The 11,773-nt window shown below is 56.9% G+C and carries 13 protein-coding genes; 6 read left to right on the top strand and 7 right to left on the bottom strand.

Annotated elements, in window-relative coordinates; translation table 11 throughout:
• Nucleotides 1-193 precede the first annotated feature (193 nt).
• Nucleotides 194-961 (bottom strand): hypothetical protein, encoded by a 768-nt coding sequence (locus ABC336_RS07990; protein WP_413238151.1) that lies wholly within the window; start codon nucleotides 959-961, stop codon nucleotides 194-196.
• Nucleotides 945-1,469, bottom strand: coding sequence for an RNA polymerase sigma factor (locus tag ABC336_RS07995; RefSeq protein WP_413238152.1), 525 nt, complete (start codon nucleotides 1,467-1,469; stop codon nucleotides 945-947). Before ABC336_RS07995 ends, ABC336_RS07990 begins: the two co-directional genes overlap by 17 nt.
• Nucleotides 1,470-1,655: 186 nt before the next feature.
• Between ABC336_RS07995 and pepT the strand changes: the two genes are divergently transcribed.
• Entirely contained in the window at nucleotides 1,656-2,927 is a 1,272-nt protein-coding gene (gene pepT / locus ABC336_RS08000; RefSeq protein ID WP_413238153.1) for a peptidase T, read from the top strand.
• 441 nt (nucleotides 2,928-3,368) lie between these two features.
• On the opposite strand, the gene ABC336_RS08005 is transcribed toward pepT, so the two are convergent.
• Nucleotides 3,369-3,731: a response regulator gene (locus ABC336_RS08005; RefSeq protein WP_413238154.1), complete on the bottom strand. Its 363-nt coding sequence runs from the start codon at nucleotides 3,729-3,731 to the stop codon at nucleotides 3,369-3,371.
• A gap of 138 nt (nucleotides 3,732-3,869) precedes the next feature.
• Here ABC336_RS08005 and ABC336_RS08010 point away from each other — a divergent pair, with 138 nt between their 5' ends.
• From ABC336_RS08010 to ABC336_RS08030, 5 genes are all read left to right on the top strand, one after another.
• Nucleotides 3,870-4,544 carry a response regulator transcription factor gene (locus ABC336_RS08010; protein ID WP_413238155.1) on the top strand — a complete coding sequence of 225 codons (675 nt, stop codon included), beginning with the start codon at nucleotides 3,870-3,872 and terminating at the stop codon, nucleotides 4,542-4,544.
• Nucleotides 4,541-5,929 carry a HAMP domain-containing sensor histidine kinase gene (locus ABC336_RS08015; protein WP_413238156.1) on the top strand — a complete coding sequence of 463 codons (1,389 nt, stop codon included), beginning with the start codon at nucleotides 4,541-4,543 and terminating at the stop codon, nucleotides 5,927-5,929. The genes ABC336_RS08010 and ABC336_RS08015 overlap by 4 nt, the downstream gene beginning before the upstream one ends.
• Before the next feature lie 177 nt (nucleotides 5,930-6,106).
• On the top strand, nucleotides 6,107-7,024 hold the full coding sequence (locus ABC336_RS08020; protein ID WP_413238157.1) for an ABC transporter ATP-binding protein: 918 nt from the start codon (nucleotides 6,107-6,109) through the stop codon (nucleotides 7,022-7,024).
• Complete coding sequence (locus tag ABC336_RS08025; RefSeq protein ID WP_413242465.1) at nucleotides 7,024-7,734, top strand: ABC transporter permease; 711 nt, start codon at nucleotides 7,024-7,026, stop codon at nucleotides 7,732-7,734. Before ABC336_RS08020 ends, ABC336_RS08025 begins: the two co-directional genes overlap by 1 nt.
• A 3-nt stretch (nucleotides 7,735-7,737) precedes the next feature.
• Nucleotides 7,738-8,463, top strand: a complete 726-nt coding sequence (locus ABC336_RS08030; RefSeq protein WP_413238158.1) for an ABC transporter permease — start codon at nucleotides 7,738-7,740, stop codon at nucleotides 8,461-8,463.
• A 129-nt stretch (nucleotides 8,464-8,592) separates the two neighbouring features.
• On the opposite strand, the gene ABC336_RS08035 is transcribed toward ABC336_RS08030, so the two are convergent.
• From ABC336_RS08035 to ABC336_RS08050, 4 genes are all read right to left on the bottom strand, one after another.
• Nucleotides 8,593-8,964: a hypothetical protein gene (locus ABC336_RS08035; RefSeq protein WP_413238159.1), complete on the bottom strand. Its 372-nt coding sequence runs from the start codon at nucleotides 8,962-8,964 to the stop codon at nucleotides 8,593-8,595.
• A gap of 204 nt (nucleotides 8,965-9,168) precedes the next feature.
• Nucleotides 9,169-10,215: a CobW family GTP-binding protein gene (locus tag ABC336_RS08040; RefSeq protein WP_413238160.1), complete on the bottom strand. Its 1,047-nt coding sequence runs from the start codon at nucleotides 10,213-10,215 to the stop codon at nucleotides 9,169-9,171.
• A gap of 160 nt (nucleotides 10,216-10,375) precedes the next feature.
• The gene (locus ABC336_RS08045) at nucleotides 10,376-10,705 is read right to left on the bottom strand and encodes a hypothetical protein (protein WP_413238161.1); all 330 of its coding nucleotides are present in this window, start codon (nucleotides 10,703-10,705) and stop codon (nucleotides 10,376-10,378) included.
• A 92-nt stretch (nucleotides 10,706-10,797) separates the two neighbouring features.
• Nucleotides 10,798-11,742, bottom strand: a complete 945-nt coding sequence (locus tag ABC336_RS08050) for a magnesium transporter CorA family protein (RefSeq protein ID WP_413238162.1) — start codon at nucleotides 11,740-11,742, stop codon at nucleotides 10,798-10,800.
• Between the last annotated feature and the right edge of the window lie 31 nt (nucleotides 11,743-11,773).

Consider the following 11,773-nt stretch of genomic DNA (forward strand, 5'->3'; position numbering starts at 1 on the left):
CCTTAGGTTGTATACTCATTATATGTGCTAGTGATAGTTAGTATTACCCGGATCGAAGAGGAAATAAGCATAGTTGCCCAGACCGGGCCGCATTCCGGTCTGCGTATGCAAAAGCCCCGCCTCCCTCGGGGAAAGGGAAACGGGGCTGGTCACCAAGCTATACATGACTGCTGCATGTTCTAAAAACTGACGATTACTCTTCCAGCACCTGGAACTCCTTCAGCATCTGCTCGAAACGGGCGCCATGTCCTTCGGCAGCCTCCAGGAAATACTTGGCCTGCAGTACGAAGGTGCCCGACTTGCCGTTATCCACGAGATAGACGCGCGTCACCTCGCTGTCCCACTCGCTGCCATCGATGGCATGGACGACATACCCGGCCACCGGCTCCTCGATCTGCTCCGGCTCACGCACAACGGCATAATCCGCCTGCAGCTGCTCCGCCACTTGTGCAGCCACCTGCTCCGGCGTCACGTCCAGCGCCTGGTCGATCGTCAGCGACACCTCCGGATACATCTCCGGCAGCGGCTCCTTCGTCGTGATCACGTCCTGATGCTCGCCTTCGATCAGCTTGTAGCGGTCCATATCGTAATAGATGACATAATTGCTTTCTTCATCCTGATGCAGTTCCTGCTGCGTATGCTCGGTCTGGCCCTCCACCTCGACCTGCACCTCCTTCTCCGGGGCAAACCAGCCCTGGATCTCACTCATAAGTGCTGTGCCTGCAGGCATGGATAAGAAGACACCTGCTGCGATGGCCGCTGCTGCGACACCGGTTGTAATTTTGATTCGTTTCATAAGTTTTGCTCTCCTTTGAAGTGGATTTTTCTGTTGACTGCGGGACGGTCGAGCCGGCTGAGGCTCGTGATCGAGATGGGCGTCCAGCTTGTCCCAGATTTCGTCTTTAACGCCTGGCTCAATTTCACTTTCCTCCAGCAGACGCTCTTTAAGCTTGCGTTCCATATTGATCCCCTCCCAGTCGTTGTCTCATTTTTTCCCGGCCCTTGAACAAACGGGATTTGAGTGTATTGACATTGACATCGAGCACCTCGGCAATCTCTTTCTCGCTATAGTCATGCAGATATTTGAGGATCAAGGGAATCCGGTACAGATCCTCCAGCCCTTGAAGCGCCTCATAGATATCAACCTGCTGGTCCGGCAGCTGAGGCTCGACCGTGATCCGTTCCAGCTGCTCTCCGAGCGGCACGACCTTCTTCTCGCGCTCCATCACCCGATAACATTCTCGGAGAAGGATGCAGTAAAACCAAGGTTTGAACGGCTTGCTCGTGTCGTATTGCCAACTGTTGCGGTACACTCTCAAGAAGGCTTCCTGTACGGCATCCTTGGCCCATTCGTTATGTTTGATTACCAATTTGGCGGTTCGCATCGCATAGTCAAAATAAGCATCATATAACTGACGGAAAGCTTCCCGGTCGCCCTGGACGATTCTTTGCATGCATGCCTGATCCAATTCATCCACTCCTTCCTTGCAACGTTCAACAAGATCTTGTTATATAAGTATTACCTGCCGAGTTCATGAAAAGTTTGCTACAGCCGCAATCTTTTTTTATAATCTGTGGCAAGACACTGTATCCCGTACGCATCAGGCAACTACACAATAGGGAATCTATTCTTATACCAAAGGAGTGGAGCAGGAATGAAACAAGAGATCATCGACCGGTTCGTCCGTTATGTGCAGGTGGACACCCAGTCTACGGAAGACAGCGATACATGCCCGACCACGCCGGGACAGCTGGAGCTGGGGAAGCTGCTGGCAGATGAGCTGCTGGCAATCGGAATGGCAGAGGTAACTATCGATGAGAACGGATATGTCATGGCCACGCTGCCCGCCAATACCGAGCGTCAGGTGCCGGTCATCGGCTTCCTCGCGCATCTCGATACGGCAACCGAGATGACCGGGGCCGGCGTCAAGCCGCAGATCGTCGAAGCTTATGACGGCGGGGAGATCACCTTGAACCAGGAGCAGGGCATCGTCCTCACACCCGTCGACTTTCCTGAGCTGGCGAATTATCGGGACCATACGCTGATTACGACCGACGGAACGACGCTGCTGGGAGCGGACAATAAAGCGGGGATCGCCGAGATCATGACGGCGATGGATTACCTGATCCGGCATCCGGAGATCAAGCACGGCAAGGTCAGGATTGCCTTTACGCCTGACGAAGAGATCGGCAGAGGACCGCATCGTTTCGACGTAGCGGCGTTTGGTGCGGTGTGTGCCTATACGGTAGATGGAGGACCGCTCGGCGAGCTGGAATACGAGAGCTTCAATGCCGCTGCGGCCACGATCCGCATCCGGGGCAAAAACGTCCACCCCGGTACAGCCAAAGGCAAGATGATCCATGCGGCCAAGATCGCCATGGAGCTTCATCGTCAATTGCCCGCAGGGGAAGCGCCGGAATTTACGGAAGGGTATGAAGGATTCTACCATCTGGTGGCGCTGGAAGGGACAGTCGAGGGAGCGGAACTGCGGTATCTGATCCGCGACTTCGACAAGGAACGCTTTGAAGCGCGCAAAGCCCATTTGCAGGATATCGTCCACCAGTTCCAGCAAACCTACGGCAAGGAGCGCCTTGAGATCGAAATTCGTGACCAGTACTACAACATGCGGGACAAGATCGAGCCGGTGCAGGAGATTGTCGAGATCGCCCGGGAGACGATGCTGGAGCTTGGCATCACGCCGCTCATCAAGCCGATCCGCGGCGGCACCGACGGCTCACAGCTCTCCTACAAGGGGCTGCCGACGCCCAATCTGTTCACTGGCGGGGAGAATTATCATGGGCGCTACGAATACGTCTCAGCCGATGTGATGGTGCAGGCCGTCCAGGTCATCACCGGCATCATCAACCGCTTCGAGCAGGAGTCGGACCGTCTGCAGTTGCCGGCTCTTGGCGGACAGCGTCAGTAAGCTCGGGCTGCTAGAGCATGCGAGCAGGACTCGGGGAGCTGCCGGGCGGGGCTTCGCTTCCGGCGGCAGGCGCCATTTTGGCGCCTGGCGCGATGGAGCGGCGCTGCGTACACGTGGTGGCGGCCGCTCCGCCCGACTCAACTTGCCTATGAACGCGATTTTTCATATTCATTTGACGCAAATGACGCAAATGCTGCAAACGAGTTCGAAAAATCATGTTCATTCTGCAACTTTTTCGATTTCCCCCGACATAAGCATGATATTTCATATTCGTTGGATGTTCCTCCGTACCTTCGCAAGCATGGAGGCAGTACGATTCATCGCGACGCTGGGCCTGGCGGAGGCCGCAGATACATATGCGCTTATAAATGAACAGAAGACTGCACCTCCCCGCAGGGTTCAGTACAGTCTTCCACATCTGTCTCTATAGTTGGGCTGCGTTTACGAGCAGATGACCTTGTCGATCGCCGCGAGCACGCGCTCCGGCCGGAACGGCTTGAGGATAAAGTCCTTGGCCCCGGCCTGTACTGCCCGGATAATCATCGGCTGATGGCCCATCGCCGAACACATGACGATTTTGGCCGCCGGATCCTTGACGACGATCTCCTTCACTGCATCGACACCGTCCATATACGGCATCGTGATGTCCATCGTTACCAGGTCCGGCTTATACGTGCTGAAGCTGCGTACCGCTTCTTCGCCATTGGTTGCTTCACATACGATTTGATGTCCGCCCCGCTCCAGGATGTCCCTGAGCATCCCTCGCATAAATGCGGCATCGTCTACGATCATGATGGATGCCATAATGCCCCACCTCCTACAATAACTCCAGCATACCATGTCATTCTGTACAAAAACTGAACAATCGCGTCGGCTTTTCATTTGCTGCCGGATTGGATTATAGTAAGGCTATGAAATAAAAGCAGCGAAGGAGGCTCGCGCATGAAACGTATCCTGTATATCGAAGATGACCGGGATATCGGCAGCTGGACTGCGCATGACCTGCACAAGCGCGGCTATGAAGTGAACTGGCAGACATCCGGGGAAGCTGCCTGCGAGCATGCCCGCGAGGCCGATCTGGTCATCCTTGATGTCATGCTGCCGGGACTGGACGGCTTCACGGTCGGACAACGGCTGAAAAAGCAAGCGGCCGACCTGCCGATCCTCATGCTGTCAGCCCGCACGTCAGTGGATGACAAGCTGTCGGGACTGCAATTCGCCGACGACTATCTGACGAAGCCGTTTCATCCGGAGGAGCTGGCGGCACGCATCCAGGTGCTGCTGCGGCGGTCGGGACGCCAAGAAGGCCGGACGGTGACGCTTGGACATCTGCGGATCGAGCTCCCGGGGTATCAGATCACCGATGCACGCACAGGAGAAGAGGTGCTGCTCGCCGGGAAGCAGTATCAGATCTTCATGTATCTGTTGAAGCATCCCAATCGCGTACTGACCAAGGAACAGATCTACGAGGCCGTCTGGGGCGAGAGCTATCTGGAGGGGGACAAAACGCTCAACGTCCACATCCGCTACCTGCGGGAGAAACTGGAGGTCGACCCTTCGCAGCCGACAATTATCCAGACTGTACGGGGGATCGGCTTCCGGGTGAGACTGCCATGAGGGGCGGGCGTTGGCTAGGACTGAAGAACTCCCTAATCTCGCAATACTTGCTGCTCATTATCGCAGCCGTGCTGTTCATCCCGCTGGCGCTGCCCGCCGTTAGTATTGTATTGTTCAATATTGGCAGTAACACCAGCCCCGCTCCCAATCCCTATGTAGACGGGAAAGCGCTGGAGACGATGTGGCACAAGGAAGCCGGAAGTCTGGCAGGGGCCGGCGCAGTGGATATCGACGCCAAGCTGCGGGAGCTGAAGGCGATCTATCCCGAAGCTGCTATGTTCTGGGTTGACGATCTCGGCCAGACGATGTTCTCTTTGCCGGAGCGGGACGACTTGCCGGAGCGGTGGACTCCTTCTTATACTGTAGCCTTCATGAAAAAGGGCTACAACGGCGATCCGTTCACGGTCGTCGCTTTCCTCGGGCAGCAGGACGAAGCGGGCTTCATGGTGATGCAGGTGCCTCGCGATGTCATGCAGCCTCCGTTCCAGCGGCTGTGGATTCAGGAAACGACCTTCGTCATCCTGATGATGTCCGTTATCCTGTTCTTGTTCCTTCTGCTCTCCTGGTTGTTCTTCTATCGCATCCGCAAGCGCCTGTTGGGGCTGCAGCAAGCCATGACCACGACCGAGGTGCGCGGCATACCCGAGCCTGTCGCCGTGCGCAATCCCGATGAGATCGGCCGGTTGGAGAGCTCCTTCAACGACATGGTCGAACAGCTCCGGCAGAGTCGGCAGCGCGAAGAGGAAGAAGAACAGCTGAGGCGTCAGCTGATCGCCAATCTGTCGCATGACCTGCGAACGCCGCTCACAGCTATCCGCAGTCATGTCTATAGTCTGCAGGAGGAGGTGCGCAGTCCGGAAGGTCAATCTTCGCTGCTGCTCATCGAGAGCAAGATCAGCTACCTCAGCGACCTGATCGACAATCTGCTCTCCTACTCTCTCTTATATGCGGGCAAATACCCCTACCGTCCCGAACGAATCGACATCGTCCGTCTCGTCCGGGCGCAGGCGGCGCATTGGTACCCCTCGTTCGAGGAGAAGCAGTTCGAGATGGAGTTGAAGCTCCCCGAATACAGCGTGCACTGGCAGATCGACCCCAGATGGCTGGAGCGCATCCTCGATAATCTGTTCCAGAACGTGCTGCGGCATGCCGCTGCAGGACGATATGTCGAGATCCGGGTCGAGTCTGCTGACGCTTCTGTTGAGGGTCACACGGGCAGCAGCATCGTTGTCCTCGACCGGGGTCCGGGCATGCAAGGCGATTCGGCGAACCCGGGCGCCGGTCTCGGCTTATCCATCGTCTCGCTCATGCTGAAGGAGATGCGGCTGGAGTGGTCCATGGACAGCTCTGCAGACGGGACGACGATAACGATCCGGCATGATTGATGCGACAGGCGTCCTTTAGGGCCGCTTGTCTTTTTTAGTTCAGGGGCCCCCGCAAAGTATCTGACGCCATTTCGAAGCCAAAACTCCACTTCACGGGGATTATTTAAACTGATTTTAAACTTGCCCGGCATCCGCTTTAACCTCGGTCTGGTACATTCATATATGAGGTGAGTGTACATGAATAGTCCATGGATGATCGAAACTACGCAATTAACCAAACGGCTGGGCGGCAAAACCGTCGTCGACCGTGTGGATATGCTCATACAGAAGGGAGAGATCTATGGCTTCCTCGGCCCCAACGGCGCCGGCAAGACGACGACGATCCGCATGCTGCTCGGGCTGGCCAAGCCTTCCAGCGGTCAGATCCGGATCCTCGGCAAAGATATCCGCAAAGATCGGATCCAGATCCTGCGCAACGTCGGCTCGCTGGTCGAGTATCCTTCCTATTACGGACATCTAAGCGGATACGAGAATCTGGAGGCGGTCCGACTCCTGCTGGGCACGCCCAAGAGCAGGATCGACGAAGTGCTGGCCATCGTGCGGCTAACCAAGGACGCCAAACGTCCAGTGAAAGGCTATTCTCTCGGGATGAAGCAGCGGCTGGGCATCGCCACAGCCCTGTTGGGGGGACCAGAGCTGCTCATCCTCGACGAGCCGACTAACGGTCTGGACCCCGCAGGCATCCTGGAGATCCGCGAGCTGATCAAGAGCCTGCCCCGCTCGCATGGCGTCACCATCCTGATCTCCAGCCACTTGCTCTCGGAGGTGGATCAGATGGCGACACGGGTCGGCATCATCACCGGCGGCCGGATGATCTTCCAGGACAGCATCGACCGCTTGCGCAAACAGGCCCAGAGCAGTCTACGCTTCCGCGTGAGCGAGCCGGAGCTGGCTGCGCGCCTGCTGCTCTCTCTCGGCTGCCAGGCGAGCGTGGAATCCGGGATCGTCACGACCCGCCAGCTGCCGGACCAGCAGACCGCCGCCATCGCGGCCAAGCTGATCGAAGGCGGGCATATGATCTACCGGATCGAAGAATCGCACGCTTCGCTGGAAAGCATCTTCCTGGAGATGACCGGAACGGAGGGAAGCCTGTGATGCTCCGCGTACTGGCCGCCGAATTTCTGAAAATCCGCCGCAAGTGGATCTGGTTCCTCGTCTTACTCGGTCCGCTGGGCGCCGTCGGACTTCAGGGAATCAATTACGCGCTTCGCTACGATTATCTGATGCCGCTGTATGCGGATGATCCGTGGGGTCGGCTGATCGGCAATGTAACAGGCTTGATGCTGCCTTCCATGTTCATCGGGCTTGCGATTCTAGCCTCCATGAACGCCGGCATCGAGCATCAGATGAACGCCTGGAAGCAGACGCTCGCCTTGCCGGTCAGCCGGACGCATGTATTCCTGGGCAAGTTCGTCATCACGGCGCTGCTGCTGCTCGTCTCCAGCACATTGATCATCGTCTTTACGATAATCCTCGGCAGTCTGCTGGGCCATCCGATGAAGCCGCCGCTGGCGAGCATGCTCCAGGCTGCCTACTATCCGTATCTGGCGATCATGCCTTTCGTCGCCCTCCAGACCTGGCTGTCGACGACGATGCATAACCAGGCACTCCCGCTTACCGTCGGCATCCTGGGCACTGTCGTCTCGATGTTCGCATACTGGCTGCCGGACTGGATGCCCTGGAGGTGGCCCCTCCTGGAGAATCAATACGGGGACCCGCTATACTCCGTACTGGCCGGAGTGACTGCCGGCACGCTCATACTGGCAGTCGGCACGCTGGAATTCACCAGAAAGGATGTGAGGTAACCTATGGTTGCCCTGATGCGTTCGGAATGGCTCAAGCTCCGCCGTTCGGTCGTCTGGCTGCTCATCCTCGCAAGCGCGCTGCTCTCCCTGCCAGTGGGCTGGCTGGGCGCCGGACATGATGGCGGTCCGCCCTGGCAAGAGCTCATCGCGGTGTTGTCGGTGCTGCACGGCATGCTGCTCCTGCCCCTGCTCACCTGTATCATTGCCGCGCTGGTCTGCCGTTATGAGCATCTCCATGGCGGCTGGAAGCAGCTGCTGTCTATGCCGGTCTCACGAACAGCCGTCTATCTTGTGAAGCTGGCCGTCGTGGCATTGTTGCTCTTGCTGGTACAGTTGGCATTCCTGCTGGTGCTGCTGCTTCTCGGCTTCCTGAAGGCGGGCAGTCAAGCCGTCCCTTGGGAGCTCCTGCTCACGTCGGTGATCGGCGGTTGGCTCGCCTGCCTGCCCTTGGCGGCGCTGCAGCTGTTCTTCTCCGCGTTGTTCCAGAGCTTCGCGGCCCCCGTGGCGGCTGGCGTCGTCTTCACGCTGCCCAATATGCTGATCGCTAATTCGGCCGAGTATGGCCCTTATTATCCGTGGGTCCAACCGATGCTGGCGATGATCCCCCGGGAGCATATGGCTTTTGGAGCCTTCGGCATCGCCTCCGGGACGCTGATCGCCGTGGTGGCGGCAAGCTTTGTCGTGTTCTCCGCCATGGGTTGGACATATTTCAGAGTAAAGTCCGTATAATTTCGGGTCTCTCAAGGTACGTACAGGTGCCGGGAGTCAGCATGAAATGCGGCGCAGGTGTCAACCCTGCGCCGCATTGTGGCGAACCTCTAAGCGGCTCCCGAGGAAGGGAGCGGGCCGGGATCCGGATCAGATGACCCGGTAGCCTTGCGGCAGCCGGCCGGTGCGGCGGATCCGCCGAACCTGCTCGATCGTCAGACGCTGGTTGGTCGAGATCAGCGACTCGACGTCGTTGCCTGCGATCAGATCGTCCAGATCGCGGATGCTGCGGTTGCCGCGGAGGATCCGGAAGTTGCCGCGGAATCTTGTTCTCGTGAACAGTACCAGCGTAGCATTGGGATTGGTGGAGAAAAAGCGCAGACTCTCGATGCCGTCCAGGATATTATCCAGGTCGCGGATCCCGAGATTGCCTCGCAGGATGCGGCTTCTGCCGCGGAAATTCTCCTCGTCATACACAGTCAGACGGGGAAACGTCTGGGAGATGCCAACCCATTTTCTCATGTGCAACTGCTCCTCTCATATAAAGCATAATGCAATATATGAGGACAAGATCCGGACAGCTTGGACGACTGACGCAAGACAACCAAAAAAGGCATGTACCCGCCATTTGGAGTAGATGCCTTTTTGGTTATAACGAGTCTCAGGGAGGTTACTTCCGATCCTTGGCGTCGCCTTTGACCTTACCGCGCAATCCGTTGGAATTGCTCACCCCGCTGCCTCGATCTCCTCCAGCTCCTCGCGCAGCCGGTCCTTGGCGAAGTGCTCGCCGATGAAGACGGCCACATCCCGCACCTCGCCCTGCGGACGGATCGGCAGGAAATCGCTCTCCCGAAAAGCAAACTGGAACATATAGCGGCTCCGAGTATCTCGGAAAGTAACGATCCCTTTGGCACGATAGACCTCCTCCGGCAACCGGGCAAGCAGTGCTTCGAATGCAGCGCTGTCGACCGCGCCGCCAAAATAGTGCGTATACACCATCACGTGCGCATGGGACTCATGCGTATGCTCGTGCTTATGCTCGTGCGAATGCTCATTCGCTTCTTCTGGCGGAGAGTTCCCGTCCAGTCCATCGGCCCCTGTCCCTGCCTCCTCCGCCCTGCCAGCAGCGCTCGGTGCCGGCACTCGTCCCAGCGGTTCTGCTATCCCGAGCAGCTGCTCCGGATCGATGATGCAGCTGCGTGTAGCCGTCAGCGGCGCTACCCGGTTCCAATCGCGGATGAGCTGCTGGGTCTCGACAAGTTCCTCGGGGGCCAGCTTGTCTACCTTGTTGAGCAGCAGCTGGCTGGCGCAGCGGATCTGCTCTCGCATCAGCTTCAGCGTGCGGCCGCCGCCCCGCTTGCTCCGGTTCAACAGCTCAGGTCCGTCGACAACGGTGATGAGCGAGCGCAGCTCGATCGGCACGAACATCGAGGCCTCGGTGACGCCATCGACGATCTCCAGCGGATTGGCCGCGCCTGTCGCTTCGATATAGATAAGATCCGGCGCATGGTCATCGACCAGCGCTTTGATCTCCATGCTGAGATCGCTGCGGATCGTGCAGCAGATGCATCCGCTCAGCATCTCGCTCATCGGGATCCCCTCATCGACCAGCTGTCCGTCGAGATTGACATCGCCCAATTCGTTCATCACGACTGCCGCACGCTGGCCTGCCATCTGGCTGTGCTCCAGCAGCCGCCGCAGCAGGGTTGTCTTGCCGCTGCCCAAGAAGCCCGAGACCAGATATACGGGGATGATCTTCTCTTCCCGGCTCATACATTTCCACCTCTTTCGCCTTATGCAGTCTATGGCGGATTATAGCGCCGCGCTCCCTACCAAGTCAATACGTATCCCAAAAAGCATGCCAAAAAGAGATGTCTGCGCCGCCTACACGGTCTGTGGACATCCCTTTATACGAATATGGCTGCTCAAGGGTCTATTCTCGCAGCAGTGCTTCTTTTTGTTCTTCGGTGAGGTCCTCCTGGAACACGACACCAACATCGATATCTTCAAAGTCCGGCTTGACGAAGGCATGATTCTTCAAATAGTATCCCATCTCGCGGGCTTTGGCGTAGAAAGCGCAAAAATGACGGGCGCGCTCTTCTGCCTGGGTTTCTGTCGAAAATGTCGCGAGTTCATTGCCAAACGCCAGCGGATTGGCGGTATCCTGAATGCTGACTGCGAAAGCTCCTTCCTGTTCCCGACTAGGCTTTACAATGATTTCACTGTCAAAACAAGGAATGCGAATGTCTTTTCCCATCATCATTCACCGCTTTCTCCTGTATAATATCCAGCTTCAGCGGATCCACAGGACCGCTGTATGATACATTAAACGTCTGGGCTGTCTCTCAAACGGTTTTAACGGACGGATTTGTTACGTTTGTGCTTGAGGAGGTCGCCGGTCCAGCCTTTCAAGTAAAGATACCAGTAAACGGCCACCGTGCCTGCCAGGATCAGTACAAGCGCAGCGGCGTAACCCCATGGCCATTCCAGCTCAGGCATCTTCTCAAAGTTCATTCCCCACAGTGCGCCCAGCGCCATCACAGGTGTGAACACCGCAGTAAATACAGTCAGGGTTTTCATTATTTCATTGCCGCGCACACTGCCTATGCCATCATCCATCTTCAGAAGTGTCTCTACTTCGTGCTCATACTGCTTCTCCAGCATGACGATCCGATCCGCCCGCAGCCGGGTCCGTTTATACTCGACAGCCTCTTCCACTTCTTCCATGAACACCTCTTTGGCAGCCGCCAAGATCTCCCGCATCGGCAGAGTTAACGCCGCCCATCGCAGCAGCTCATAGCGGCATTCCATGATATGATCCAGCACGCGAATACCGTTGTTCTGCCTCATCTCAGATTCCACTCGCATAAGCTTTTCTTCAAACTGATCCATACCCTCCATGTAGCTGTCCAACGCTTCTCCGATGAGCAAAAAAAAGCCGTCGAGAGGCGTCCTGCATCCATCCAGTTTGGCAGTCAGCTCCTGCTCCGACGTCCTGCACAGCACATTAGTATCCCAGCCAATCGTGACGAGGAAGCTCCCGGTAAGATAGTAATGTGTGATGGATCGCTGCTCCAGCGTTTCCTTATCCCTAAGAACAACGATCGAGCCGAAGAGTGCGTTCTGCTCACCTGCATGGGTTCTTAATCCCATATAGTTGGATGAGCGTCCATTTATCCTTTCATACCATCGTTGCAGCTCCGGCTTACTGTGGAGGAGCTTCTCTGCCTGGAACGAAGCATGTTCTCCAATCCTGTACCACTTCCAACCATTCATATCGCGATACAGCTCATCTGTCATTCCCGGTTCCTCGCCTTCTATCAAATAACGC

Source organism: Paenibacillus jepli, assembly GCF_047238105.1.
GTDB lineage: Bacteria > Bacillota > Bacilli > Paenibacillales > Paenibacillaceae > Paenibacillus_D.